The 24,803-nt window shown below is 69.0% G+C and carries 23 protein-coding genes and 1 pseudogene; 5 read left to right on the top strand and 19 right to left on the bottom strand.

The features are described 5' to 3' along the window. Positions 1-17 precede the first annotated feature (17 nt). The 7 genes from SB786_RS29465 to SB786_RS29435 form a co-directional block, all read right to left on the bottom strand. Positions 18-764 carry a glucose 1-dehydrogenase gene (locus SB786_RS29465; protein WP_410730532.1) on the bottom strand — a complete coding sequence of 249 codons (747 nt, stop codon included), beginning with the start codon at positions 762-764 and terminating at the stop codon, positions 18-20. A 163-nt stretch (positions 765-927) separates the two neighbouring features. After that, entirely contained in the window at positions 928-1,632 is a 705-nt protein-coding gene (locus SB786_RS29460) for an ABC transporter ATP-binding protein (protein ID WP_410730531.1), read from the bottom strand. Then, on the bottom strand, positions 1,629-2,378 hold the full coding sequence (locus tag SB786_RS29455; protein ID WP_410730530.1) for an ABC transporter ATP-binding protein: 750 nt from the start codon (positions 2,376-2,378) through the stop codon (positions 1,629-1,631). The genes SB786_RS29460 and SB786_RS29455 overlap by 4 nt, the downstream gene beginning before the upstream one ends. Continuing rightward, entirely contained in the window at positions 2,375-3,601 is a 1,227-nt protein-coding gene (locus SB786_RS29450) for a branched-chain amino acid ABC transporter permease (RefSeq protein WP_410730529.1), read from the bottom strand. Before SB786_RS29450 ends, SB786_RS29455 begins: the two co-directional genes overlap by 4 nt. Next, complete coding sequence (locus SB786_RS29445) at positions 3,594-4,532, bottom strand: branched-chain amino acid ABC transporter permease (RefSeq protein ID WP_410730565.1); 939 nt, start codon at positions 4,530-4,532, stop codon at positions 3,594-3,596. Before SB786_RS29445 ends, SB786_RS29450 begins: the two co-directional genes overlap by 8 nt. A 13-nt stretch (positions 4,533-4,545) precedes the next feature. Continuing rightward, the gene (locus tag SB786_RS29440; protein WP_006762458.1) at positions 4,546-4,983 is read right to left on the bottom strand and encodes an acyl-CoA thioesterase; all 438 of its coding nucleotides are present in this window, start codon (positions 4,981-4,983) and stop codon (positions 4,546-4,548) included. 130 nt (positions 4,984-5,113) lie between these two features. After that, a complete protein-coding gene (locus SB786_RS29435; RefSeq protein WP_410730528.1) occupies positions 5,114-5,650 on the bottom strand; it encodes an NUDIX domain-containing protein in 537 nt (178 codons plus the stop codon). Between the two features lie 437 nt (positions 5,651-6,087). Between SB786_RS29435 and SB786_RS29430 the strand changes: the two genes are divergently transcribed. Beyond that, positions 6,088-6,996: a fimbrial protein gene (locus SB786_RS29430; protein ID WP_410730527.1), complete on the top strand. Its 909-nt coding sequence runs from the start codon at positions 6,088-6,090 to the stop codon at positions 6,994-6,996. Between the two features lie 120 nt (positions 6,997-7,116). Here the strand turns inward: SB786_RS29430 and SB786_RS29425 are convergent, their stop codons facing one another. Next, positions 7,117-8,349, bottom strand: coding sequence for a YbfB/YjiJ family MFS transporter (locus SB786_RS29425; protein WP_410730526.1), 1,233 nt, complete (start codon positions 8,347-8,349; stop codon positions 7,117-7,119). Positions 8,350-8,473: 124 nt separating this feature from the next. Here SB786_RS29425 and SB786_RS29420 point away from each other — a divergent pair, with 124 nt between their 5' ends. Next, a complete protein-coding gene (locus SB786_RS29420; RefSeq protein ID WP_410730525.1) occupies positions 8,474-9,391 on the top strand; it encodes a LysR family transcriptional regulator in 918 nt (305 codons plus the stop codon). Between the two features lie 123 nt (positions 9,392-9,514). Here SB786_RS29420 and alaS read toward each other — a convergent pair whose 3' ends face one another. Beyond that, complete coding sequence (alaS, locus tag SB786_RS29415; protein ID WP_410730524.1) at positions 9,515-12,139, bottom strand: alanine--tRNA ligase; 2,625 nt, start codon at positions 12,137-12,139, stop codon at positions 9,515-9,517. A 235-nt stretch (positions 12,140-12,374) separates the two neighbouring features. On the opposite strand from alaS, the gene SB786_RS29410 reads away from it, so the two are divergent. Further along, complete coding sequence (locus SB786_RS29410) at positions 12,375-13,595, top strand: CaiB/BaiF CoA transferase family protein (protein WP_410730523.1); 1,221 nt, start codon at positions 12,375-12,377, stop codon at positions 13,593-13,595. 79 nt (positions 13,596-13,674) lie between these two features. Here the strand turns inward: SB786_RS29410 and SB786_RS29405 are convergent, their stop codons facing one another. Next, positions 13,675-14,223: an RBBP9/YdeN family alpha/beta hydrolase gene (locus SB786_RS29405; protein ID WP_410730522.1), complete on the bottom strand. Its 549-nt coding sequence runs from the start codon at positions 14,221-14,223 to the stop codon at positions 13,675-13,677. A gap of 162 nt (positions 14,224-14,385) precedes the next feature. Then, positions 14,386-14,595 (bottom strand): ornithine acetyltransferase, encoded by a 210-nt coding sequence (locus SB786_RS29400; protein WP_410730521.1) that lies wholly within the window; start codon positions 14,593-14,595, stop codon positions 14,386-14,388. A gap of 251 nt (positions 14,596-14,846) precedes the next feature. Between SB786_RS29400 and SB786_RS29395 the strand changes: the two genes are divergently transcribed. Then, positions 14,847-16,556 (top strand): glutamine--tRNA ligase/YqeY domain fusion protein, encoded by a 1,710-nt coding sequence (locus SB786_RS29395; RefSeq protein ID WP_410730520.1) that lies wholly within the window; start codon positions 14,847-14,849, stop codon positions 16,554-16,556. A gap of 130 nt (positions 16,557-16,686) precedes the next feature. Here the strand turns inward: SB786_RS29395 and SB786_RS29390 are convergent, their stop codons facing one another. The 3 genes from SB786_RS29390 to SB786_RS29380 all read right to left on the bottom strand — a co-directional run bounded on the left by SB786_RS29390 (position 16,687) and on the right by SB786_RS29380 (position 19,046). Further along, positions 16,687-17,157 (bottom strand): NUDIX hydrolase, encoded by a 471-nt coding sequence (locus tag SB786_RS29390; protein ID WP_410730519.1) that lies wholly within the window; start codon positions 17,155-17,157, stop codon positions 16,687-16,689. A gap of 10 nt (positions 17,158-17,167) precedes the next feature. Next, entirely contained in the window at positions 17,168-17,554 is a 387-nt protein-coding gene (locus SB786_RS29385; protein WP_410730518.1) for a hypothetical protein, read from the bottom strand. A gap of 142 nt (positions 17,555-17,696) precedes the next feature. Next, positions 17,697-19,046: a cytochrome-c peroxidase gene (locus SB786_RS29380; protein WP_410730517.1), complete on the bottom strand. Its 1,350-nt coding sequence runs from the start codon at positions 19,044-19,046 to the stop codon at positions 17,697-17,699. Positions 19,047-19,269: 223 nt separating this feature from the next. Here SB786_RS29380 and SB786_RS29375 point away from each other — a divergent pair, with 223 nt between their 5' ends. Continuing rightward, positions 19,270-20,856, top strand: a complete 1,587-nt coding sequence (locus tag SB786_RS29375; protein WP_410730516.1) for an acid phosphatase — start codon at positions 19,270-19,272, stop codon at positions 20,854-20,856. Between the two features lie 97 nt (positions 20,857-20,953). On the opposite strand, the gene SB786_RS29370 is transcribed toward SB786_RS29375, so the two are convergent. From SB786_RS29370 to SB786_RS29350, 5 genes and pseudogenes are all read right to left on the bottom strand, one after another. Further along, complete coding sequence (locus SB786_RS29370) at positions 20,954-22,498, bottom strand: alginate export family protein (protein ID WP_410730515.1); 1,545 nt, start codon at positions 22,496-22,498, stop codon at positions 20,954-20,956. Next, positions 22,495-23,193, bottom strand: coding sequence for a YoaK family protein (locus SB786_RS29365; RefSeq protein ID WP_410730514.1), 699 nt, complete (start codon positions 23,191-23,193; stop codon positions 22,495-22,497). The genes SB786_RS29370 and SB786_RS29365 overlap by 4 nt, the downstream gene beginning before the upstream one ends. Next, positions 23,190-24,104 carry a glyoxalase gene (locus tag SB786_RS29360; RefSeq protein WP_410730513.1) on the bottom strand — a complete coding sequence of 305 codons (915 nt, stop codon included), beginning with the start codon at positions 24,102-24,104 and terminating at the stop codon, positions 23,190-23,192. Before SB786_RS29360 ends, SB786_RS29365 begins: the two co-directional genes overlap by 4 nt. Positions 24,105-24,157: 53 nt before the next feature. After that, positions 24,158-24,604, bottom strand: coding sequence for a DoxX family protein (locus SB786_RS29355; protein ID WP_410730512.1), 447 nt, complete (start codon positions 24,602-24,604; stop codon positions 24,158-24,160). A gap of 1 nt (position 24,605) precedes the next feature. Beyond that, positions 24,606-24,803, bottom strand: a pseudogene (locus SB786_RS29350) (amidohydrolase); the annotation flags it as partial.

The raw sequence follows: 24,803 nt of genomic DNA, 5'->3' as shown, positions 1-24,803 counted from the left end.
CGCGCCGACCTGGCGCGTCAGTGCAGCCCGCCGCTCGCGACGAGGCGCTCGCCGGTCAGCCAGCGCGCATCGTCCGACGCGAGGAACACGGCGACCGACGCGATGTCGTCCGGTTCGCCGAGGCGGCCGAGCGGCGTCTCGCTGCGCACCTGCTTGTCGAGATCCGAACCGATGATGCCCGCGCTGTGCGTGCCTTCGGTCACGATCATCCCCGGGTTGATCGCGTTCACGCGAATCTTGCGCGGGCCGAGCTCGAGCGCGAGCACGCCGGTGATCGCGTCGACGGCGCCCTTGGTACCGCTGTACACGGCGCTCGCGGGCGGCGTGATGCTCGTCACGACCGAGCTGATGTTGATGATGCTCGCGCCTTCGCCGAGATGCTTGACGGCGGCCTGCGTCGTCAGCAGCACGCCGAACACGTTCGTATCGAACTGCCGGCGATAGTGCTCTTCGGTGATCGTCTCGATCGGCGCGAATTCGTAGACGCCGGAGTTGTTGACCAGCACGTCCAGACGGCCATAGTTCTCGATCGCGGCATCGACGATGCGCTGCGCGTCAGCTGCCTTCGACACGTCGCCGCCCACCGCGACCGCGCGGCCGCCCGCCTCGACGATCGCGCTCACGACGGCGTCGGCCCCAGCCTTGCTGCTCGCATAATTGACAACGACCGACGCACCTTCGGCGGCCAGCGCCTTCGCGATCGCGGCGCCGATTCCCTTGGACCCGCCCGTGACGACCGCAACCTTGCCTGTCAGCTTGCTCATGATTTCATTCCTCAGTCGGAAGACTTTCGATGGATGGGAGCCGATTGCCGCGTGCGCGGCGCTCCGGCCTTGCTGGCAATATTCGCGGTTCGCGCGACGGCGATAAAGCGTCTCGACACGAATTGACTGGCGGGGTTTGCCGAACAATCGGCGCGCTTGGCCCTCAGCCGGCACTCAGCCACGCACTGACGACGTCGCCGCCGAGCCCGTCGAGCGCGCCGTCGTAGACGATCCGTCCCCGCCCCATCACCGCGACGCGCTGCGCGAGCCGCGGCGCGAGCTGCAGTCGCTGCTCGATCAGCAGGATCGCGACGCCGTCGGCCCGCAGGGCGGCGAGGCAGGCACCGACCTCGTCGACCGCGAGCGGTGCGAGCCCTCCGGCCGGTTCGTCGACGATCAGCACGCGCGGGCGGCCGGCAAGCGCACGCACCAGCGCGAGCACCTGCTGCTCGCCGCCCGACAGCCGCCCGGCCTTCACGTCGATCCGTGCGGCCAGCAGCGGAAAGCGCGCGAGCAGCCGGTCGAGCGCCGCGCGTTCGGCCGCGCCGCGCACACCGCGCAGCCCGAGCCGCAGGTTCTCGCGCACGCTCAGCAGCGGAAACACGTCGCGGCTTTCGGCGACGTAAGCGACGCCGCGCCGCGCGATCTCGAACGCGCGGGCGCCCGCGCATTCGGCGCCGGCGATGCGCACCGAGCCCGCGGTGCGCACGAGCCCCATCACGGCCTTCGCGAGCGTCGAGCGGCCCGAGCCGTTGCGGCCGAGCAGCGCGAGCGTCTCGCCCGGCGCGAGCGCGAGATCGACGCCGTCGAGCACGGGCTGCATCCCGTACCACGCGCGCAGGCCGCGAATGTCGAGCAGCGCGCTCATGCGCCGTCGCCGAGATAGGCGGCGCGCACGGCCGGGTCCGCGCGGATCGCGTCGGGCGCGCCGGTCGCGACCACCGCGCCGCGCACCAGCACCGTCACGCGCTCGGCGAAGCCGAACACCGCATCCATGTCGTGCTCGATCATCAGCACCGTGCGGCCCTGCGTCGTCGCGCGGATCAGCGCGATCATCCGCGCCGCCTGGTCGCGGTTCATGCCTGCCGTCGGTTCGTCGAGCAGCAGCGTGCGCGCGCCGCTCGCGAGCGCGATGCCGAGGTCGAGCGCGCGCTGTTCCGCGTAGCCGAGTTCGCCGGCCGGCGCGTCGCGCCGCGCAGCGAGGCCGACGTCGTGCAGCACGCGCGCGGCCGCACGATCGACCGACGCCGATTCGCGCAGCCGGTTCCACCAGCGCCGCCGCTCGTCCGGCGCATGCAGCGCCGCGCAGCGCAGGTTGTCGAACACGGAGAGCCGCGCGAACGCACTCGTCTGCTGGAAACTGCGGCCGATGCCGAGCCGGCTCGCGACGACCGGCCCGCGTCCGCGCAGCTCGACGCCGTGCAGCACGACGCGCCCGCGCGTCGGCCGCGTCGCGCCCGCAATCACGCCGAACAGCGTCGACTTGCCCGCGCCGTTCGGCCCGATCAGCGCGTGACGCTCGCCGGCGCAGACGCTCAGATCGATACCGTCGAGCACCGTCTGCGCGCCGAAGCGCTGCACGATACCGTGCAGCGCGATCGCGTTGCCGTTCATCGCCCGCCCTCCCGCTTGCCGTGCCCGGGGTGCATCAGCCGCGCGCGCCAGCCCCACAGCAGCGTGCCGATGCCGGCCGCCGAGCACGCGACGACCCAGCCGGCCGGCGCATCGGCATCGATGCCCCACGCGCCGAACGCGATGCCGGCGCCGTCGTCCTGCGCGAAGCGCCACGCATAGCCGAGCTCGGCCGCGCAGACGATCGCGACGCCCCAGAACACGCAGGCGCCGACGCCGCACAGCACGCGCCAGCGCTCGGCGGCCGGCGCGTCGCGGCGCAACGCATGCACGAGCGTCTGCGCGAGGCCCGCGATCCCGCCGGGCGCCGCGACGACGACCGCGACGAACAGCACGCCGAGATACAACGCCCATGCACGCGACACGCCCGCGACGACCACGCTCAGCGCGGTCAGCACCACGGCACCGGCCGCCGGCCCGAAGAACGTGCCGGTGCCGCCGATCACCGCGGCGATCAGCACGGTCGCCGAGCGCGCCATCGACAGGCTGTCGGGCGTCGCGATCTCGACGTCGATCAGCGTCAGCGTGCCGGCGATACCCGCGAAGAACGACGCGCAGGTGACCATCGCGAGCCGCACGCGGCGCGGCTCGGTGCCGAGCGCCGCCACGCGCGCGGGGTTGTCGCGCACCGCGTTCGCGAGCCGCGCGAGCGGCGTGCGCGTCAGCGCGCGCATCGCCAGCGCCGACACGATGCACCACGCGGCGATCACCGCGTAGGCCTGCGCCGGCGCGCCGAACTGCCAGCCGCCCCATGGCGTGCCGCTCGCGCGGTCGATCGGCACACCGCCGAGACCGCCGAACCACGCCGGCACGCTCCACGCGGCGGCCGCGACGCATTCGGCGAGACCGAGCGTGATCATCGCGAACACGGTGCCCGCGCGGCGTGTCGCGAGCAGCCCGGCGATGAACCCGAAACCGGCGCCCGCCACGCCGCCGACGAGCGGCAGCAGCGGCAGCGGACCGCCGACACGATTGAACCAGTGCGCGGCGGCGAACGCGCCGAGGCCCGCGAACGCGGCGTGACCGAACGACAGCAGCCCGGTCGTGCCGAGCTGCAGGTTGTACGACAGCGCGAGCACGACGAGCGCGGCCGTCTGCGCGAGATAGCCGAGCACCGCGCCATGCGGCCACAGCCACGCGGGCAGCGCGACGCACGCGGCGAACAGCACCCAGCGCAGCGCGCCGGCCCGCGCGCGGCTATCCATCGACACGCTCGCCGAACAATCCGCGCGGGCGGGCGACCAGCACCGCGACGAGCAGCAGGTACGGAACCAGCGGTGCGAGCTGCGCGATCGATACGGCCGCGACGCTGTCGGGCAGCGCGACGCCCGCCCAGTGCGCGAAGTCACGCAGCGACGTGTCGCTGGACGCCGCGAAGGTCTGCGCGAAGCCGACCGCGAGCGACGCGACGAACGCGCCACCGAGCGAACCGAGCCCGCCGATCACGACGACTGCGAACACCACCGACCCGACCGTCTCGGCCAGCGCCGGTTCGATCACCGCGAGCGGCGCGCCGATCACGCCGGCCAGCGCCGCGAGCGCGGTGCCCGCGCCGAACAGGCCCGTCATCACGCGCGGCACGTCGTAGCCGAGCGCTTCGACGGCCGCGCGGTGCGTGAGCGCGGCACGCACGACGAGCCCGATGCGCGACGCGCGCAGCAGCGCGCCGAGCGCGACCAGCATCGCCGCGGACATCGCCATCATGAAGAGCCGGTAGCGCGGCAGCGCGAGGCCGAATACGGTCACGGGCGCGCCGTCGAACAGCGCCGGCACGGGCGCCGGCAGCGGCGTGAGGCCCCATACGAGTTTCGCGCCCTCGCCGATCAGGTACGCGAGGCCGAAGGTCAGCAGCAGTTCGCTCGTGTGGCCGCCGCGCGCCTGCACGCGGCGCAGCAGCCAGCGCTCGCAGCCGGCGCCGATCAGCCCGACGGCGAGCGGCGCGAGCACGAACGCGGGCCAGAAACCCGCAGCGGCCGCGATGCTGTAGCCGACGTACGCGCCGAGCATGTAGAAGCTCGCATGCGCGAAGTTGAGCACGCCCTGCACGCTGAAGATCAGCGTCAGGCCGGCCGACAGCATGAACAGCAGCAACCCGTAGCTGAGGCCGTTGAACGCCTGGAGCGCGAACGCGTGCACCACCGCGCGCCTGTCAGCCGGCGAGCGGTTCGAGCGCCGCGCGCAGCGCGTCCGGCAGCGGCACCGGGCGGCGCGTGCCGCGATCGACGTACACGTGCACGAAATGCCCCTGCGCCGCCGGCGAGCGCTCCCCGGCCGCGAACAGCCCGATCTCGTAGCGCACGCTCGACGTACCGAGCTTCGCGACGCGCAGCCCCGCATCGACCGACTGCGGAAACACGAGCGGCGCGAAGTAGTTGCATTGCGTGTCGACCACGAGCCCGATCGTCTGCCCGTGCTCGACGTCGAGCACGCCCGCGCGGATCAGGTATTCGTTCACGACGGTGTCGAAGTAGCTGTAATAGACGACGTTGTTCACGTGCCCGTAGACGTCGTTGTCCATCCAGCGGGTCGTGATCGGCAGGAAGTGGCGATAGGCGTCGCGCGGACGCGGTTGCGGCTTGTCGGACATGGCGATGGCGGTCAGGACGAGTGGGACGCCGCGCGGCGGCCGCGCGGAACGGCACGCCGGCGAGCGGCGAGGTGCCGCGACGCGACCCTGCGCGGCGCGGCGGATGAAATGCCGGGTGCGGCGCGGGCCGTCACTGCTCCGCTCGATCGACGAATTCGAAATCGAGGCCGCGCGCGCGCATCCAGTCGGCCAGCGCGTAGCCGGTGCCGGCCCGCCACGGGCGCAGCCGCGGCGGATCGACGAGCCGGTATTCGAGCAGTTCCGGCGACAGCGCGACGGTGCCCGATGCGCGCACGTGGTACGCGATGATCAGCTCGTTCTTGCGGATGAATTCATAGACGCCGACGAGCGTGACCTGCTCGGCCTTCAGCGCGGTTTCCTCGAACACCTCGCGCGCGATGCCGTCCTCGGGCGTCTCGCCGTTCTCGAGGAAGCCGGTGATCAGCGCGAACATCCCGTCCGGCCAGGCCGCGTTGCGCGCGAGCAGGATCTTGCCGTCGAGTTCGACGATCGCGGCCACCACCGGCAGCGGGTTGTTCCAGTGCACGTAGCCGCACGCGTCGTCCGGGCACGCACGGCGGACGCGGCCGCCCTCGTGTTCGGGATCGGCGCGCTCGGTCAGCGGGCTCGCGCAGCGCGGGCAGAAACGGTAGTCGGCGGTGGTCATCGATGGGGATCTGGCAGGCACCCGGCGGCCGCCCTCGGCCGCCCGCACGGCGCGGAAAAGGCCTCATTCTAGCGAGTTTGCGAGCGACCGGATCGATCGGCGCGGACGTTCGTCCGCGCGTCGGGCCGCCTTTCGGTCCGAGTCGATAGACGGCGCATCCGGGCGAGGCCCGAGCCATGCTTGCGGCGCGGCAGCATCGCGCCATCGCCGTACCGCAGGCAGGAGCCGGCCGAAATGCGCGGTCCGGCCGGCATGTTGATTCAGCGGTCTAGTCCCAAATATTTCGCCTTATTTTAGTACTTGACCTATTTCCCCCGCGCGCAAGCGCCCAAACAATACCGATTCGCTCTGAGCGGCGCGCCCGCCGCGATAGACGTTTTGTCATTACGACTTCCATCATGCCGCCTCGAAACACCAGACCGGCACGGCGGCGGCGAATGCCGTCAGGCATCGCTGTGCTGCTGTCGGCCATCGTCTTACTGATGACGCTCGCCCCGAGCCACGCCCGGGCCGCAACCATTACCGCCTTCGGCAACCAACGCATCGCCGTGCCGTCGACGACGCCCGTCGGGACGGTTGTCTCGCGCGATTACTACACGCCGCGGGACCTGTGCGGCAGCGATACCTGCGAAATCACGAGTACGATTTTCTATCCGAAAGGCAGCCTGCTCGGCATGAGTGACGGGCCGGACATCGAGACACGCGTGGCAGGCCTGTCGACGCGCATTCTGTACGATGGCGTACCAGCCACCGCAAGCACCAAGACGACGGTGCGCAACAGCGTCGAAGTCCAGTTGTTTCGCGACAGCCGCACGCCGAAGAACGGCAGCCTGAAGCCGTTCATCTTCAACATGTACTTTATCGTCAACTACAAAGCCGGTTTGCTGAGCGAGCCGACGAGCGTCTACCTCGCTGCAAACACCGTCTTCATCGCCGGCACCTGCATGGTTCCGTCCCAAACCGTGGTATTGCCGACGGTATCTCCGGCCAATTTCAACGGTATCGGCAGCACCGCGGGAACGAAGCCGTTCATGCTCCAGTTCCTCGATTGCCCGGCCGGATTCAACAAGATCGGCTATCAGTTCATGCCGTTGAACGGCCGGATTCCAGGTCTGCCCGGAACCCTCGCATTGCGTCCGGATTCGACTGCATCGGGCGTCGGCATTCAACTCTTCAACGTGCAACAGTCCGAATATGCGCCGCTCGGGCAGTCGCGCCCCACGCCGTACAACGGACAGGCTGGCTCCTACACGCTGCCGTTCACGGCCTCGTACGTGCAGACCGATCCGGTCATCCGGGGCGGGTCGGTCCGCTCGGACGCCGTGGTCCTGCTGGACTATCAGTGAGCGGACCGCACATGGCCGACCGCCGTCGCGCAATCCGGTCCCGTCACGACAAAGAGCGCGTTCGATCGATTGCCCGTGCGTTGCGGGATGCGACGTCGTCAGGTGCATCGGCGCCGGGCGTCAGCGCGCCGGACGCGATGACGCAATCGCGCCGAAGCCGGCGGCACCGACGAGCAACGCGCCCGCCGCGACCCACAGCGCCGGCGAGAACGACCCGAAACGCGCGGTCAGCGGCGCGGCGACGAGCGGACCGAGAATCTGGCCGACCCCGTACGACGCGGTCGCATAGCCCATCAGCCCGGCCGCGCGCTCGCCGTGCAGCCGCCGCGCCTCGCGCATCGCGAACAGCGTGATCGCCGTGAACGGCAGGCCGAGCAGCGCGCTGCCGACCGAGAAACCGGCCGCGTTCGGCCACACGATGCCCGCCGCGATCCCGAGCGCCTGCGTCGTGCAGCCGGCGGCGAGCAGCAGCCGATTGTCCCAGTGGCCGGGCAGCCGCGCGGCGGCGATCGCGCCGACGATCAGCGCCGCGCCGAACATCGGCCAGAACAGGTCCGGCCACGGCGAGCCGGCCGGCAGCGCGGCGCGCGCGATCACCGGCAGGAACGTCGCGGTGATGATGTAGCCGAAGCCCGGCATCCCGTACAGCACGACGAGCCACGCGGCGTCGGCCCGATGGCGTCGGACGTCGTGCGGTGCGGCGGCCGTCGCCGCCGGCCGGGCGGGCGCGGCGGGCGGCGCAACTGCCGGCGTGGTGCCGAAGATGCGCCAGATCGCGACCGACAGCATCGCGGACAGCACCGCGAAGCCGAGCCAGCCGGGCGCCGCGCGATGGCCGGCGAGCGCGCCGCCGATCAGCCCCGTCAGCACGATACCGACACCGGGCCCCGCGTAGATCACCCCGCTCCACTCGGGCGCGTGCAGCTCGGTGAGCCGCCGCAGCCCCCATTGCGACACGAACACGAACGTCCACGCGCTGACGACACCCGCGACGAAGCGCACGACGAGCCATGCCGAAAGCAGATGGCCGACGCCCATCGCGGCGGTCAGCAGCACGGTGGCCGCGAGCCCGAAGCGCACCATCCGCGCGGGCGCGACCCGCACGGCCGCGCAGCTGACCGCGCCGACGAAATAGCCCGCGTAATTCGCCGACGCGAGCCAGCTGCCGGCCTTCAGGCCGATCGAGCCGTCGGCGAGCATCAACGGCAGCAGCGGCGTGAACGCGAAGCGGCCGACGCCGAGCGCGACCGCGAGCCCGATCATGCAGGCGAGCGCGGCCGCGCGGGCGCGGCGGTCGGCGTCATCGGACGGGTGGGTGCCGGCAGCGGCACTCGGCGCATCGGAACGGGACATGGCGGCATGGGCCGCGCGCGGTGCGCGCCGGCCGGAACGGAAATCGGAACGCTTGTATCGTAGCTTGACCAAACGTTCTCTAAAAATGAATAATTGAGAATCAACATATCTCTCGGAGAGAATCATGGACTTGGCGGCACTGGCGATTTTCCGGGCCGTCGTGCGCGAGAACGGCGTGACGCGCGCGGCAGCGAAGCTCAATCGCGTGCAGTCGAACGTGACGACGCGCATCAAGCAGCTCGAGGAGGAACTCGGCGCGGCGCTGTTCGTGCGTGACGGCCGCCGGCTGGTGCTGACGCCGGCCGGGCACACGCTGCTGCCGTACGCGGAGCGGCTGCTCGCGCTGGCCGACGAGGCGCGCGACGCGGTGCGCGAGGACACGCCGCGCGGGCGGCTGCGGCTCGGCACGATGGAGAGCACGGCCGCGAGCCGGCTGCCGACCGTGCTCGCGCGCTATCACCATGCGTGGCCCGACGTATCGCTGGAACTCGTGACCGGCACGACCGGCTGGCTGATCGACAGGGTGCGCGACTTCGAGGTCGACGCCGCGCTGTTCGCGCGTCCGCCCGCACCGGATACGCTGCCGGACACGTTCGAGACGGTGCCGGTCTACCGCGAGGATCTCGTGCTGCTGACGCCGCGCGGCCATCCGCCGGTGCGCACGCCGCGCGACGTGATCCTGCCGACGCTGCTCGCGTTCGAACGCGGCTGCACGTACCGGAAATACGTCGAGCAATGGTATGCGGCGCACGGCGTGAAAGCCGCGCGCGTGCTCGAGCTCGGTTCGTATCATGCGATCGTCGCGTGCGTGGCGGCCGGCGCGGGTGTCGCGGTCGCGCCGCGCTCGGTGCTCGAGCTGCAGCCCGAGACCGGCAACGTCACGGCCCATACGATCGCCGAACTCGAAGGGATCGACACGGTGCTCGCATGGCGGCAGGGTTATGCGTCGGCGGCGCTCGCCGCGCTGCGCGATGCGCTCGGCGAACCGGCCGCACGGCAGCCTGGAGATGGAGCCAAGGCGCCGCTGGTGGCGCCAGTCTGAGCCCGGCCTTAATCGGCAGCGCCGGCCAAAAGCAAAACGACCCGACCGGCCAACGCCGATCGGGTCGTTTTTTTCATGCGATGCGATGGGGCCGGCAAGCCCGCATCGCATCGGCCGAGACGATCAAAGACGCGCTTCGACCCAGCCCTTGACGCCCGCGAGCGCGCCCGGCAGGTTCGCCGGGTCCGTGCCGCCTGCCTGCGCCATGTCCGGACGGCCGCCGCCCTTGCCGCCGACCTGCTGCGCAACGAAGTTCACGAGCTCGCCGGCCTTGACCTTCTTGCTCGCATCCGGCGTGACGCCCGCGATCAGGCTGACCTTGCCGCCTTCGACGGCCGCCAGCACGATCGCCGCGCTCTTCAGCTTGTCCTTCAGCTTGTCGACCGTTTCGCGCAGCGTCTTCGCGTCCGCGCCGTCGAGCGTCGCGGCCAGCACGTACACGCCGCCGACTTCGGTGGCCTGCTGCGCGAGCTCGTCGCCCTGGCTCGACGCGAGCTTCGACTTCAGCGCGCCCAATTCCTTCTCGAGCGACTTCACCTGGTCCTGCACCTGCGCGATGCGCTGCGTGAGTTCCGACGGCTGCGCCTTCAGCGCGGCCGCCGCTTCGTTCATGCGGGCGTCGAGATCCTGCACGAAGCGCACCGCGTTGTCGCCGGTGATCGCCTCGACCCGGCGGATGCCGGCCGCGACACCGCCTTCGACGACGATCTTGAAGAAGCCGATGTCGCCGGTGCGATGCACGTGCGTGCCGCCGCACAGTTCGCGCGAGAAGCCGAGGTCGAGCACGCGCACTTCGTCGCCGTACTTCTCGCCGAACAGCGCCATCGCGCCGCCCTTCACCGCTTCGTCGTACGGCATCACGCGCACGATGCCCGGCGCGTTGGCCAGGATTTCGTTGTTGACGATCTGCTCGACGCGACGAATTTCGTCGTCGGTCATCGGCGCGTTGTGCGCGAAGTCGAAACGGGTTTTCTCCGCATCGACGAGCGAACCCTTCTGCTGCACGTGCGCGCCGAGCACTTCACGCAGCGCCTTGTGCATCAGGTGGGTGGCCGAGTGGTTGCGCTGCGTGCGGGCGCGGCGGTGCGCGTCGATTTCCGCGCGCAGCACGTCGCCGATCTTCAGCGTGCCCTGCTCCAGCGTGCCGTGATGGCCGACCACGTCGGCCTGCACCTTCAGCGTGTCGGCCACCGCGAAGCGCGTCGCGGCGTTCGCGAGCACGCCCTGGTCGCCAACCTGGCCGCCCGATTCCGCATAGAACGGCGTGTGGTCGAGCACGACGACCGCATCCTGGCCGGCCTTCACCTCGTTGACGGCCGAACCGTCGACGTACAGCGCGACGACCTTCGCGTCGTCGAACGCGATTTCCTCGTAACCGTGGAAGGTGGTTTTCGCGCCCGTGTATTCGAGGCCCTGCGTGGCCTTGAACTTGCCGGCCGCGCGGGCCTGCTCGCGCTGGCGCGCCATCGCGTCGTCGAATGCCGGCTCGTCGACCGTCATCCCGCGCTCGCGGCACACGTCGGCCGTGAGGTCGAGCGGGAAGCCGTAGGTGTCGTGCAGCTTGAACGCGAGTTCGCCGTCGAGCACCTTGCCGCCCTTCGCTTCGACGTCGGCGAGTGCCGCCTCGAGGATCGACATCCCGTGCTCGATCGTCTCGAAGAAGCGCTCCTCCTCCTGGCGCAGCACGTCGGTCACGCGCTGCTCGGCTTCCTTCAGCTCCGGATAGGCCGCGCCCATCTCGGCGACGAGGTCGGCCACGAGTTTGTGGAAGAACGAGCCCTTGCGGCCGAGCTTGTAGCCGTGGCGAATCGCGCGGCGCACGATCCGGCGCAGCACGTAGCCGCGGCCTTCGTTGCCGGGAATCACGCCGTCGACGATCAGGAACGAGCACGCACGGATGTGATCGGCGATCACCTTCAGCGAGTTGTTGGTGAGGTCGCTGATCTCGGTCACGCGCGCGGCGGCCTTGATCAGGTTCTGGAACAGGTCGATCTCGTAGTTGCTGTGCACGTGCTGCAGCACCGCGGCGAGGCGCTCGAGGCCCATGCCGGTGTCGACCGACTGCTTCGGCAGGCGCGTCATGTTGCCCTGCGCGTCGCGGTTGAACTGCATGAACACGAGGTTCCAGATCTCGATGTAGCGGTCGCCGTCTTCTTCAGGCGACCCCGGCGGGCCGCCCCACACGTCCGGGCCGTGGTCGTAGAAGATTTCCGTGCACGGGCCGCACGGGCCGGTGTCGCCCATCGTCCAGAAGTTGTCCGACGCGTAGCGCGCGCCCTTGTTGTCGCCGATCCGGATGATCCGCTCGGTCGGCACGCCGACTTCCTTCGCCCAGATGTCGTAGGCTTCGTCGTCTTCCTGGTAGACGGTGACCCACAGCTTTTCCTTCGGCAGCTGGTAGACCGTGGTCAGCAGCTCCCATGCGAAGCGGATCGCGTCGTGCTTGAAGTAGTCGCCGAACGAGAAGTTGCCGAGCATCTCGAAGAACGTGTGGTGGCGCGCCGTGTAGCCGACGTTCTCGAGGTCGTTGTGCTTGCCGCCCGCGCGCACGCTGCGCTGCGCCGTCGTGGCGCGCGAGTACGGACGCGGGTCCGTGCCGAGGAACACGTCCTTGAACTGGACCATGCCCGAGTTCGTGAACATCAGCGTGGGGTCGTTACCGGGCACGAGGCTCGACGAGCGGACGATCGTGTGGCCCTTCGATTCGAAGAATTTGAGGAATTTCTCGCGGATTTCGGCAGCTTTCATGGCGTGCGGGGAATGTCTGGCTGAGACGGCTTCAAACGCCGGCCGTCCTCGCGGACGCACGGCGGGCAAATATCGTAAACGATCGATTATACGATACCGATCGGTCGCCAAGACGCAGCGGCCCGCCGTGCCGGACGACCGGCCCGGGCCACCCGCGCGGCCGATTCGCCTTAAGATGGTCGGCATGCCGATCCGCCTTGCCCGAAGGCGAGCCATGAAAGGAGACGATTCGACGATGGGTGCCCTGAGCCATATCCGCGTGCTGGACCTCACCCGCGTGCTCGCGGGCCCATGGTGCGCGCAAACCCTTGCCGATTTCGGCGCGGACGTGATCAAGGTCGAGCGCCCCGGCGCCGGCGACGACACGCGCCACTGGGGGCCGCCGTACCTGAAGGACGCGGCCGGCGCCGACACCGCCGAGGCCGCCTACTACCTCGCGGCGAACCGCAACAAACGCTCGGTCACGGTCGACATCGCGACGCCGGAAGGCCAGCAGATCGTGCGCGAGCTCGCCGCGCAAAGCGACGTCGTGCTCGAGAACTACAAGGTCGGGCAGCTCGCGAAATACGGGCTCGACTACGAATCGCTGCGCGCGGTGAAGCCCGATCTCGTCTACTGCTCGGTCACGGGCTTCGGCCAGACCGGCCCGTACGCGCATCGCGCGGGCTACGACTTCATCGTCCAGGGCATCGGCGGCTTCATGAGCATCACCGGCGAGCGCGACAGCGAGCCGGGCGGCGGCCCGCAGAAGGCCGGCGTCGCGATCGCCGATCTCGCGACGGGCCTCTATTCGACGATCGCGGTGCTCGCCGCGCTCGCGCACCGCGACCGCACGGGCGAAGGCCAGTACATCGACATGGCGCTGCTCGACGTGCAGGTCGCGCTGCTCGCGAACATGAACACCAACTTCCTCGCGAGCGGCAAGCCGCCGGTACGCTGGGGCAACGCACACCCGAACATCGTGCCGTATCAAACATTCCAGACGAGCGACGGCTGGATCATCGTCGCGGTCGGCAACGACGGGCAGTTCCGCAAGTTCGTCGAGGCCGGCGGCCGCGCCGAGCTGGCCGACGACGAACGGTTCGCGACCAACCCGTCGCGCGTGCGCCATCGCGACACGCTGGTGCCGATCCTCGCGCAGATGGTGAAGACACGCGGCAAGGCCGACTGGATCGGCACGCTGGAAGCGGCCGGCGTGCCGTGCGGGCCGATCAACGAACTCGACGAAGTGTTCGACAACGAACAGGTGGTCGCACGCGGGATGCAGGTGTCGCTGCCGCATCCGTGCGGCGCGGACGTGAAGCTCGTGCGCAACCCGATCCGGATGAGCGCGACGCCGCCGGATGCGCGCACGGCCCCGCCGCTGCTCGGCGCGCAGACCGAAGCGGTGCTGCGCGACATGCTCGGCTACGACGACGAACGGATTGCCGCGTTGAAGGCGAAGCAGGCGATCTGAGCCCGCGGGAATGCGCGTCGCGGCGCCTTCGGCGGCGCGGCGGCGTGCGACCGGTCATCGATGGCCAGTGAATCGGGGGCTAGCGCGCGAGCGCGTCGAGCCAGCCGCGGGCGTCGGGCCAGTCGCCGAGCCCGCTGTCCGCGTTGAGGTGGCCGCGCGGGCCGAGGTCATGGAACGCGCTGCCCCACGCATGCGCGCAGCCGCGCGCGAACGCGAGCGAGCCGTACGAATCGTCGCTGCTCGCGGCCACGCAGGTCGGAAACGGCAGCCGTTCGTGCGGCACCGGCCCGAAGCCGTGCGCGTCGACCGGAAACCCGGGCCCGGCCGGATCGGGCAGCGCGACGAGCAGCGCGCCGCGCACCTTCGCGAGCGCGGCCGGCCGCGCGTAGCGGGTCGCCCACCACGCGGTGGTCAGCGTGCCGAGGCTGTGCGCGGCGATCATCAGCGGGCCCGGCGCGGCCTCGATCGCGCGATCGAGCGCGAGACACCAGCCGTTGCGGAACGCATGGTCCCAGTCGGGCATCGCGATGCGCACGAAACGCGCGTCGGCGCGCTCCCAGCGGCTTTGCCAGTGGGACGGACCGGAGTTGCCGTAGCCCGGCAGCACGAAAACGGGAAAATCGCTCATGGAGGATTCGTCGACGCATGAAGTCGTTATGTGACGTCGACGCAGTGTCGCACACCCGCTCCTCCCTGATGTTGCCTGTCGAATCGCGGAAGGGATGTGCGAGGTCGTGACGCATGGCGAACGCCGTCACGACCGGCCGGCGCGCATGCGCGCCGGCGTCGATCAGCGCACGCCGGCGCCGACCAGGCCGCCTGCCGCGGCGCCGGCAACCGTGCCGACCGGGCCGCCCGTGATCAGGTAGCCGAGCGCGCCGCCCGCGGCCGCGCCGATACCGGCGTTGCGTTGCGTATGCGTCATCGCGCATGCGCCGAGTTGCGACAGGGCCGCGACGATTAGCGCGGTACGAACGAGAAAAGTGGTCTTCTTCATCATGGATTATTGGCTTCCTCCCGCCACGCAAAAGGCCGCTGGCGGCATTGAATCGGTGAAGCCATCATAGGAAAAGCCGAACGCGCCGGGCAATGCGATTTACGTCGTGTTACAGCGGACACAATATCGAGATATTGCGGGACGCAGCGCCAACCGGCCCTTGCAGCGCCGCAACCCGCGCGGGACGGACCCCGCTCAGGTAGAATTACAGATTAAACCGGCGCGACGCGCCGACACAACCTGACGCCAACCGCATGAGCACCGAACGTAACGACGCCCCCGCGGCTTCCAACTTCATCCGCAACATCATCGACGACGACAACCGCACCGGCAAATGGGGCGGCCGCGTCGAAACGCGCTTCCCGCCCGAGCCGAACGGCTATCTGCACATCGGCCATGCGAAGAGCATCTGCCTGAACTTCAGCGTCGCGCGCGACTACGGCGGCGTGTGCCACCTGCGCTTCGACGACACGAACCCGGAAAAGGAAAGCGTCGAGTACGTCGACTCGATCGTCGACGCGGTGCGCTGGCTCGGCTTCGACTGGCGCAAGGATGCGGTCGACCACCAGTATTTCGCGAGCGATTACTACGACAAGCTGTACGAATTCGCCGAGCTGCTGATCCAGCGCGGCAAGGCGTACGTCGATAGCCAGAGCGCCGACGAAATGCGCGCGAACCGCGGCTCGCTGACCGACGGCGGCAAGCCGTCGCCGTACCGCGACCGTTCGCCCGAGGAAAACCTCGACCTGTTCCGCCGGATGAAGGCCGGCGAGTTCAAGGAAGGCGAGCACGTGCTGCGCGCGAAGATCGACATGGCGTCGCCGAACATGAACATGCGCGACCCGGTGATCTACCGGATCCGCTACGCGCACCACTACCGCACCGGCGACGCATGGTGCGTGTATCCGATGTACGACTACACGCACTGCATCTCGGATGCGCTCGAGGGCATCACGCACTCGCTGTGCACGCTCGAGTTCGAGGATCACCGCCCGCTGTACGACTGGGTGCTGAACGAACTCGCGGATGCCGGCATGTTCACGCGTCCGCTGCCGCAACAGATCGAATTCTCGCGCCTGAACCTCACGTACGCGATCACCAGCAAGCGCAAGCTGCTGCAGCTCGTCACCGAAGGTCACGTCGAAGGCTGGGACGATCCGCGCATGCCGACGATCGTCGGGATCCGCCGCCGCGGCTTCACGCCGGAGAGCATCCACCTGTTCTGCGAGCGGATCGGCGTGACGAAGGTCGATTCGTGGATCGACATGAGCGTGTTCGAAGGCGCGCTGCGCGACGATCTCGACGACAAGGCGCCGCGCACGGTCGCCGTGCTCGATCCGCTGAAGCTCGTGATCGACAACTATCCGGAAGACCTCGAGGAAGCGTGCACGGCCCCCGTGCATCCGCATCATCCGGAGCGCGGCGTGCGCACGTTCCCGATTTCGCGCGAGCTGTGGATCGAACGCGAGGACTTCGTCGAGAACCCGCCGAAGGGCTATTTCCGCCTGTTCCCGGGCAACAAGGTGCGCCTGCGCTACGGCTATGTGATCGAGTGCACGGGCTTCGACAAGGACGCCGACGGCAACGTGACGGCCGTGCACTGCAACTACTTCCCGGACAGCAAGTCGGGCACGGAAGGCGCGAACACCTACAAGGTCAAGGGCAACATCCACTGGGTCAGCGCGAAGCATGCGCAGCCGGCCGAAGTGCGGATCTACGACCGGCTGTTCAAGGAGCCGCACCCGGACGCCGGCGGCGCGAACTTCCTCGAGGCGCTGAACCCCGATTCGAAGAAGGTCGTGCAGGCTTACGTCGAGCCGGGCAACGGCGACGTCGCGCCGGAAACGCGCCTGCAGTTCGAGCGTCACGGCTATTTCGTCGCCGACCGGGTCGATTCGAAACCGGGCAAGCCCGTGTTCAACCGGATCGTCGGGCTGCGCGACAGCTGGGGCAAGCCGGCCTGACGGTCTGCGGGGCGCGCGGCGTGAGGCTTCGAGCCGACGTCGCGCGATGATGAAAAAAACCGACCCTCGCGGTCGGTTTTTTATTGCGTGCGCGCCATTCGTGCCATCGACGACATCGAAGCCGCGGCGCTCACGCGCCCGTCAAACGCCGATGCAGCTCCGCGAGCAGCAGCTTCGTGCGAAACAGCCGCGCGAGGCTGCGGCTCGCATACGTATCGACGTCGCCGGGCGCCGTCCAGCGATACGCGTCCATCTCGGGAATCAGCGAGCCGTCGCGACGGCTCGGGAACAGCGACGTGCACGTGCAGTGCGCGGGATCGATCTCGTCGTCGGCGACCTGCACCGCGAACAGGTGCAGGTCCTTGTCGTGACGGTACGCGAAGCGGCCGAGATCGACCAGGCGCGCCGGCGCGAACTCGATGCCGGTTTCCTCGCGTAGTTCCCGCAGGGCCGCGTCGGCCGGCGACTCGCCGGGCTCGCCCTGCCCCTTCGGGATGTCCCAGTGCGTGGTATCCGTCGCATGCGCGAGGAATACGCGGCCGGCCCCGTCGAGAATCACGACGCCGCACGATACCGTGCGCGCCGCACCGCTGCGCTTCATCGCACCGTGCTCAGCGTTTCTGCAGTTGCCACTTGCCCGCGGCCGTCTTGCAGTAGACCGGCTTGAGCGTCATCGTCTGGCCCTTCGCGGTGATTTCGGTCGCGATTTCGCGGCAGGTCTTGCCGTCGGTTTCGGACGTCGACGGCGTGAGCTTCGCGTCGATCTGCGTGCCGCGGCCGTTGCTCTGCCACGTCGTGGTCTCGCCGTCCTTGCCTTCGTCGCGCACCTGCGCGACGGCCTTCGAGAGCGACGCGCGGTCGGTCTTGCTGAAATAGCTGATCGGCGTGTCGTTCAGGAAGTTCAGGTTGTTCTGCGCATGGGCGGGCAGCATCGCGGCTGCGCACGCAGCGCCGGCCAGCACGCGCGTAACGATGGAAAGGGATGCACGCATCGACATGTGTTGTTCTCCTTGGATGTTCGATCGAACGGCGCGGCGCGCGGCCGGGGAACCGGGGGCCGGCCATCCGGCGGCCGGCGCTCCGGCACGCGCCACGCCTGTCAGCGAGCGAGCATAGCATGCATGCTGTAAGGTCCGCGTTCTAGCGCGCGGCCGACACGGCCGCCGGTTGATATCCGTCAGTCAGCGTGCCCAGGAACGCGATCACGTCCTTGATCTCGGCCGCGTTCAGCGCGGGCGCGTCGCCGCGCTTGCGGTCGAACGGCGGCTCGCGGTTGATGTTCGGCCAATAGCGCTTCGGCAAATCGTCGTACACCTGCACCTTGCCGTGCACGACCGGATAGAACTTCTCCGGATGGATGTCGCGCTCGACGTAGAAGCGCATCACGTCCTCGAGCGAGTGATACACGCCGTTGTGGAAGAACGTCTTGCGCAGCGCGACGTTGCGCAGCGACGGCGTGCGGAACAGCCCGCAGAATTCGTCGCGGCCCTTCAGGTCGGTGCGCTCGGGGCCGCACGCGCCGAGATCGTAAAAACGCGGGTCGCGATTGACGGGCAGCGCACGGTTGCGCGGCACCGCGATCGCGATCAGCCCGAAATCGCTGAACTGCGGCGGGCCGCCTTCGAGCGTGCGCTGGCTCACGTGGCAGCTCGCGCAGTTGCCCTTCTTCTCGTCGTTGAACAGCTGCAGGCCGTGCAGCTCCGCGGGCGTGAGCTGCGCTCGGCCGGCCAGATACGCGTCGTATTTGCTCGTGTACGGATCGAACAGCGCCGGCTGCTGCTGGAACGCGTCGAGCGCGCGCAGCACAGCGCCGAACGTCGCCTGATCGTCGCCGAGCACCTGATCGCCGAACGCGTTGCGAAACGCGTCGACATACGGTGCGGCGCGAACCGCCTTCGCCACCCGCGCGGGCGAGCTGCTCATCTCGAACGGCGACGTGAGCGGGATGCGCGCCTGCGCATCCCGTGTGTCGACGCGACCGTCCCAGGTCAGGCCGCCGGTCGGACCCGCGTCGATGCTTTCATCGCCTTCGTCCGGCGAATCGTGGAAGTGCTCGCTGAACGGAGGGATGCCGCGCAGGTACTTCAGCGACGGCACCGCGCGAAAGCCGGTACGGTGCATGTCGTCGCCGCCGAGCTGCACCGACAGCGCGTTCGGCGGCCCGAACGCATGCTCGGCGCTATGGCACGACGCGCAAGCGAGCTTGCCGGACCCCGACAGCGACGGGTCGAAGAACAGCTGCTTGCCGAGCGCCGTCATCTGCTTCACGCCCTCGAACACCTGCGCGCGCGTTTGCGGCTGGCCGGCCGGCGCGACCGCCGGAGCGGCCGAAGCGGCCTGTGCCGCCGGCACGACGGACGCGGCCGACGCATTCGTGCCGGGCTGCGCATCGCAACCGGCGAGCGCCGCGAGTCCGCCCACAAGTGCCAGCGTGGCCGCGGCGGGGATCAGCGTTCGCGCGGACGCGAAGGATTTCAGAAGGCTGTGCATCGTCGTTCTTCTTGTAGCGGTGGGCAATCGGCCGGAGCTTATGTCAGTTCCGTGACGCTTGGATGACGTTAGACCGACAGTCAATTGAAAGCGCCCCTACACCCGTCTGTCAAATCGGTTCCAGATAATGCGCGCAGCCGGGCGGTACCGCGAGGTTCGTGCGCCGGCCCTTCCGCCACCCGGTTCCCACACGCGACCAACGACGAATGAGAGAGAACATCGCATGAAGAAGCACGCCTGGATTCGCTACGCGCCGATCGCCCTTGCGGCCGCGCTCAGCCTGACCGCCTGCGGCGGCGACGACGTCACGCAGCAGGGCCTGTCGGCCGTCAAGAACGTCGTCGTGATCTACGCCGAAAACCGCAGCTTCGACAACCTGTACGGCAACTTCCCGGGCGCGAACGGTCTGCAGAACGCGACGGCCGCGAACTCGGTGCAAAAGGATCGCGACGGCTCGACGATGGCGACGCTGCCGAAGATCTGGGGCGGCCTGACCGCGACCGGCATCACGCCGGCGGTGACCGAGGCCATGACGGCGAACCTGCCGAACGCGCCGTTCGCGATCGACGACCCGAAGGGTTTCAACCAGTCGATGAGCATCGCGACGCGCGACATCGTGCACCGCTTCTACCAGGACCAGATGCAGATCAACGGCGGCAAGAACGACATGTACGCCGCATGGACCGACGCGGGCGGCCTGACGATGGGCCACTACACGCCGGACCCGTCGAAGCTGCCGCTGTGGAAGATCGCGCAGCAGTACGTGCTCGCCGACAACTTCTTCATGGGCGCGTTCGGCGGTTCGTTCCTGAACCACCAGTATCTGGTCTGCGCGTGCGCGCCGTACTACCCGAACGCCGACAAGAGCCCGGCGGCCGGCAAGATCGCCGTGCTGAATGCCGACGGCAAGTCGCTGGCGGTCGCGGCCAACTCGCCTGCCTCCGCGCTGAGCGGGCCGCCGAAGTTCGTCAACGACGGCGCGCTCACGCCTGACTTCTACGGCATCAACACGATGCAGCCGGCGTATCAGCCGAGCGGCAACAAGGCGGCCTCGGGCGGCGACCCGCTGCTCGCCGACCCCGCCAATCCGTCGACGATGCCGCCGCAGACGGCGGCCAACATCGGCGACCTGATGACCAGCGCGGGCGTGTCGTGGGCGTGGTATTCCGGCGCGTGGGGTCAGGCGCTGCAGGCGAGCCAGAACGGCACGTCGAACGTGATCTACGGCGCCGATCTGTCGACGCCGAACTTCCAGCCGCACCACCAGCCGTTCAACTACTTCGCGAACCAGGCGCCGGGCACCGCGAGCCGCGCGCAGCACCTGCTCGACGGCGGCGCGAACGGCGCCGAGTTCATCAAGGCGATCGATGCGGGCGCACTGCCGCAAGTCGCGTTCTACAAGCCGCAAGGCAACCTGAACGAGCACCCGGGCTACACGGACGTGACGTCCGGCGACCAGCACATCGCCGACGTGATCGCGCACCTGCAGGCCAGCCCGCAATGGAAGAACATGGTCGTGGTCGTGACGTACGACGAAAACGGCGGCTTCTGGGATCATGCGACGCCGCCGAATGCCGACCGCTGGGGCCCGGGCACCCGCATTCCGGCGCTGATCGTGTCGCCGTTCGCGAAGAAGGGCTTCGTCGATCATACGCAGTACGACACGGGTTCGATCCTGCGCTTCATCACGCGCCGCTTCTCGCTGCCGCGCCTCGCGGGCCTGCAGCAGCGCGACGACGCGCTGAAGGCGAACGGCGCACAGCCGATGGGCGATCTGACGAACGCGCTCGCGCTGTCGCCGAACCTGTAATCGCATCACTGCGAACGGGCCGGCCGCGCTGCCGGCCCGGACGAACGAAGGGCGACCCTGCTCACGCGGGGTCGCCCTTTTTCATGCGCCGTGCGCGCTACCACCCATACTTCAGCTCGACGCCGACGTAGTCCGCATTGTGCCCGCCCGCCTGCCGGATCGCGTCGCCAACCTGGAAGTGCACGGCCTCGACCGCGCCGATCAGGTTCGCCGCGATCGTCCAGTCCGCGCGCAGCTGCACGTACATCCCCGTCCACAGGCCGCCCTTGCCCGCTGTGCCAGGCACCGCGACGCTCGCCTGCTGATAGACGGCGTCGCCGGTCGTCTCGCGCCACTGGAAGCCGAGCGCGCCGAGCAGCGACAGGTTCGCCGACGGCTTCAGCGTCACGGACGGCTTCACGTGGATCAGGTTCGAGTAGCCCGTGAAGCCTGCCAGCGTGAAGTAATAGCCGTTCGGAAACAGCGGATTGAAGGTGCCGACGCGGCCGTCGTGCGGATGCCGGTCGCCCGATGCCGCGTCGACCTGCAGCCCGATGCGCGGCGACCACGGCGCGTCGAGCCGGTAGCCGGCGATCGAGCCGACGGCCCACGCGCCGATCGTGTTATTGCCGACCGTGCCGGTCTGCAGCATCGTCTCGAGATCCCAGTCGAAACGGCCCTGCGTGCCCGTGTAGCGCACATCCCACACGTCGCGATGCTCGGGGCCGCTCGCATCGAGAAAGCGCGCGTTTTTGCGGTTGTACCGCGACCAGTAGCCGGACAGGTCGCCCGGCCCGACCGACTGCCGCTCGAAGCGCACGCCGCTGAACGTGAGATCGCGATTGGACACGTCGTCGAAATCGGATGCGTTGCGGTTCTGTACCGGCTGCGTCGCATAGCCGATGAAGCGCCACTTCCCGTATTCGTAATCGGCCCAGACCGCATCGAACGCCTGCCGCACGTTCGGGCCGTCGCGCGCGGCGATGAAGCGCTGCAAGTCGAACGCCATCTCCTGCCGGCCGACGCGGACCTTGAGCGCGCCGCCGCCGAGCGCGCCCGTGTAGGTCGCGAACGCCTGCTCGAGATCGAGCGGGTTCCGGTCGACCGGCGACACCGTGTTCTTGCCGAATGCGCGCGCGTCCTGCAATTGCGCGAAGAACTGCCAGTGCTGGCCCAGGTGCGCATCGGCATGGACTTCGACACGCTGGATCAGGTACGTGTCCGACTGCCCGGAGCCAATGCCGAACAACGGCGCGTCGTTGGTCTCCAGCCGCTCGCGCAGGTTCACGCCGAGCGACAGATAGGAGACCGGATCATTGCCGAGCGGAATGTATTTCAGCCCGTCGAGCGGCGCGCGCGGCACGCATGGATTCGCCAGCACCGACCAGTCTTCCTGCCAGCGGTTGAACAGCACCGTCGGCCGCTTGGCCGTGCAGGTCGCCGCGGTGGTGGCCGCGGGTGTCGTTGCCGATGTGGAAACCGATGACGCAGTCGAAGCCGGCACCGGTGCTTGCGCCGCCGTCGACGTTGATGCCGCCGCTGTCTCAGCGAACACCGCGTCGGCGCCTGCGAACAACAGCCCCGCGACGATCGACAGGCGGGCGGCACGCTCGAAGCGGCGGGCGTGATGCGTCCGTTGTCTGCCCGGCCCCGGCCCGATCATGCGCGCTCCGGCGTGGCGGGGCTGGCCGCTTGGGCCGCACCCAGCGCAAGCGTCGCCAGCGCGCAGACAGGCGCGAGCAGCGCCGCAAAGCCGACGTAACGGAACCCGAGCGCACCGCCGGCCGCGCCGAGCGCGAACGCGACGATCGCCGGCAGCATCTTGCCGAAGCGCGCGCGTGCCGCCGCTCGGACGCTGTCCGCGGTGCCGGCCGACAGCAGATCGACGACGTCGAGAATCGCTTGCGTGACGTTGCCCGTCATCACGGTATTCGGCACGCCGCCCGCGCGCGCAATCACGCGCGGATGCGCGTTCTGCACACCCATTGCGAACGTGCCGACGATGCCGGCCACGAGCACTGGCAGGCTGTCGGATTGCGTGACGGGCGTCGCCCACAGGCCAGCCGCGCAGAAGCCGAGCAGCAGCACGCCCTGGACCGTGTGCAGCGCGCGTGTGCGTTGCCAGTCGGGCCGCCCGGACATCGACCGCGCGATCAGGCTCGCCGCGACGACACCGCACACGAACGCGGGAAACACGCTGAGCTTCAGCACCACGCCCTGGCCGAAGCTCGCGATGCCCGCGCCGATCAGCACGAAGTTGCCCGTCACGTGTGCGGTGAACAGCCCGAACAGCGCGACGAAGCTCAGCGTGTCGACGAAGCCGGCCACCGCGGCAAGGATCGTGTCCTCGTGCTTCATCGCGCCGCGCTCGCGTGGATCTCGGCGACGTAGCCGCCCGGGAACTGCACGAGCGCCGCGTCGCGGCCGTCGGATGCGAACGGCGGCACGAGCACGGTCACGCCGGCCGCCTGCGCCTGCTTCAGCGTCGCGGCGAGATCGGGCACTTCGTAGCCGGTCATCTCCCGCCCGAACGGGTACGGCAGGCTGCCATCCGTCACGAGCACGGTCATCTTGCCGAAGCCCGATTCGATGCGGATGCGGCGGTACGTGTCGTTCGGGCGACCGATCTCGACGCCCGGCGCCTTCAGGTTGTCGGACACCACCTTGCCCTTCGAGAACTTGACGAAGTCGTGCACGAACTTGCGTACGCTTTGCGGCGACACGTAGACGCGATTCTCGGGGATGGTCTGCAACGCGTCGTAGTGCGGTGCCTGGGTATGCCAGTAGAGCTGCATGTTCACGCCGCCCGCCCACGCAATGATCGCGTCGCGGCCGATCGGGTCGGGGAACGTGTCGACGATCACGTCGGCGCCGTGCTCGCGCGCCGACTTCACGGCCACGTCCATGTCGGTCACAAGATAGCCGGTGCGCTCCGCGCAGAACGGATACGGGATCGGCGTCTTGAAGCCGAACACCGAAACCGTGCCGACCGGCGTGAGCATGAGTTGCGACATCGTCTGGCTCGGCGTCGGCGTGACCTGGAACACGCCCTGCTTCGACTTCGTGCCGCCGAACGTCGCGACGAAGCTGTCGGTAAAGCGGTCGAAATCTTCCGGCGCGACGCATACGTGCGTGGTGTCGTACTGCGGACCGACGGCCAGCGTCGGCGCAACCGCAGGCTGCACCGGCGGTTTCGCGAACGCGACGGGCGCGGCGACGAGACCGCAGGCGATCGTCAGCGCCAGCAGCGCGGAACGAAGGGTTTTCATAACGGATGTCCTTGTTGTTTGATCAGAGGATGGATCGGCTCGGGCAATCCCGGTCACACGCGGCCGTCGTCGGCCGGTTGCCGCGCATCGTCGACGATGGTCGCGAGCACGAGTGCCGCAATCAAGCCCAGGTGTTCAAAAAAGCTGTTCAGCGCCATGAAATGTTCGGCGCCGGAGCGATTCCAGAAATCGTTCGCCACGAGCATCGCGACGAGCGTCAACATGCCGAGGCTGCCCGCGCCGAGCCACGTGAAGCGGCGAAACACCACGCACAGCGAGCCGCCGATCTCGATCGCAATCGCCAGCGCCGCCCACAGCGCCGGCGGGTGCAGGCCGAAATGCGCCTGCTCCGCGACCGCATCGCCGAAGTGCATCGCCTTGTTCACCCCGCCGATGAGGAACGCGGAAACGAGCGCGAGCCGCACCAGCGAGCCGACCCACCCCTGCGACAGGAGCGCGCGAATCCACCCGGGGCTGCACCGGCCGGTCAGGGTCGTCATGTCAGACGGCCCAGCACGAACAACCGAACGCGCCCCAGAAGCCCTTCGCGTCCGACGTAGGCAGCTCACGGCCCCACGCGCTCGCATGCGCATGGCCGTGCATGCCGCAGGCACTCGCGCACCCGCACATCGCCGCGGCCGCCGCGCGCTGCAGCGGCGCGCCCTCGCGCTGCGTCGCACCCCAGCCGCCATAGCCGCC

Origin of the sequence: Burkholderia sp. SIMBA_062 (assembly GCF_046534765.1) — a bacterium.
Lineage (GTDB): Bacteria > Pseudomonadota > Gammaproteobacteria > Burkholderiales > Burkholderiaceae > Burkholderia > Burkholderia ambifaria.
The sequence above is the reverse complement of the archived record's forward strand: the minus strand, read 5'-3'. Positions and strand labels throughout refer to the sequence as shown.

Bases quoted from the DNA above. Each gene is read 5' to 3' on its own strand.
- SB786_RS29465 (WP_410730532.1), bottom strand. From the start codon at position 764: ATGAGCAAGCTGACAGGCAAGGTTGCGGTCGTCACGGGCGGGTCCAAG.
- SB786_RS29460 (WP_410730531.1), bottom strand. From the start codon at position 1,632: ATGAGCGCGCTGCTCGACATTCGCGGCCTGCGCGCGTGGTACGGGATG.
- SB786_RS29455 (WP_410730530.1), bottom strand. From the start codon at position 2,378: ATGAACGGCAACGCGATCGCGCTGCACGGTATCGTGCAGCGCTTCGGC.
- SB786_RS29450 (WP_410730529.1), bottom strand. From the start codon at position 3,601: ATGGATAGCCGCGCGCGGGCCGGCGCGCTGCGCTGGGTGCTGTTCGCC.
- SB786_RS29440 (WP_006762458.1), bottom strand. From the start codon at position 4,983: ATGTCCGACAAGCCGCAACCGCGTCCGCGCGACGCCTATCGCCACTTC.
- SB786_RS29435 (WP_410730528.1), bottom strand. From the start codon at position 5,650: ATGACCACCGCCGACTACCGTTTCTGCCCGCGCTGCGCGAGCCCGCTG.
- SB786_RS29430 (WP_410730527.1), top strand. From the start codon at position 6,088: ATGCCGTCAGGCATCGCTGTGCTGCTGTCGGCCATCGTCTTACTGATG.
- SB786_RS29425 (WP_410730526.1), bottom strand. From the start codon at position 8,349: ATGTCCCGTTCCGATGCGCCGAGTGCCGCTGCCGGCACCCACCCGTCC.
- SB786_RS29420 (WP_410730525.1), top strand. From the start codon at position 8,474: ATGGACTTGGCGGCACTGGCGATTTTCCGGGCCGTCGTGCGCGAGAAC.
- alaS (WP_410730524.1), bottom strand. From the start codon at position 12,139: ATGAAAGCTGCCGAAATCCGCGAGAAATTCCTCAAATTCTTCGAATCG.
- SB786_RS29410 (WP_410730523.1), top strand. From the start codon at position 12,375: ATGGGTGCCCTGAGCCATATCCGCGTGCTGGACCTCACCCGCGTGCTC.
- SB786_RS29405 (WP_410730522.1), bottom strand. From the start codon at position 14,223: ATGAGCGATTTTCCCGTTTTCGTGCTGCCGGGCTACGGCAACTCCGGT.
- SB786_RS29400 (WP_410730521.1), bottom strand. From the start codon at position 14,595: ATGATGAAGAAGACCACTTTTCTCGTTCGTACCGCGCTAATCGTCGCG.
- SB786_RS29395 (WP_410730520.1), top strand. From the start codon at position 14,847: ATGAGCACCGAACGTAACGACGCCCCCGCGGCTTCCAACTTCATCCGC.
- SB786_RS29390 (WP_410730519.1), bottom strand. From the start codon at position 17,157: ATGAAGCGCAGCGGTGCGGCGCGCACGGTATCGTGCGGCGTCGTGATT.
- SB786_RS29385 (WP_410730518.1), bottom strand. From the start codon at position 17,554: ATGTCGATGCGTGCATCCCTTTCCATCGTTACGCGCGTGCTGGCCGGC.
- SB786_RS29380 (WP_410730517.1), bottom strand. From the start codon at position 19,046: ATGCACAGCCTTCTGAAATCCTTCGCGTCCGCGCGAACGCTGATCCCC.
- SB786_RS29375 (WP_410730516.1), top strand. From the start codon at position 19,270: ATGAAGAAGCACGCCTGGATTCGCTACGCGCCGATCGCCCTTGCGGCC.
- SB786_RS29370 (WP_410730515.1), bottom strand. From the start codon at position 22,498: ATGATCGGGCCGGGGCCGGGCAGACAACGGACGCATCACGCCCGCCGC.
- SB786_RS29365 (WP_410730514.1), bottom strand. From the start codon at position 23,193: ATGAAGCACGAGGACACGATCCTTGCCGCGGTGGCCGGCTTCGTCGAC.
- SB786_RS29360 (WP_410730513.1), bottom strand. From the start codon at position 24,104: ATGAAAACCCTTCGTTCCGCGCTGCTGGCGCTGACGATCGCCTGCGGT.
- SB786_RS29355 (WP_410730512.1), bottom strand. From the start codon at position 24,604: ATGACGACCCTGACCGGCCGGTGCAGCCCCGGGTGGATTCGCGCGCTC.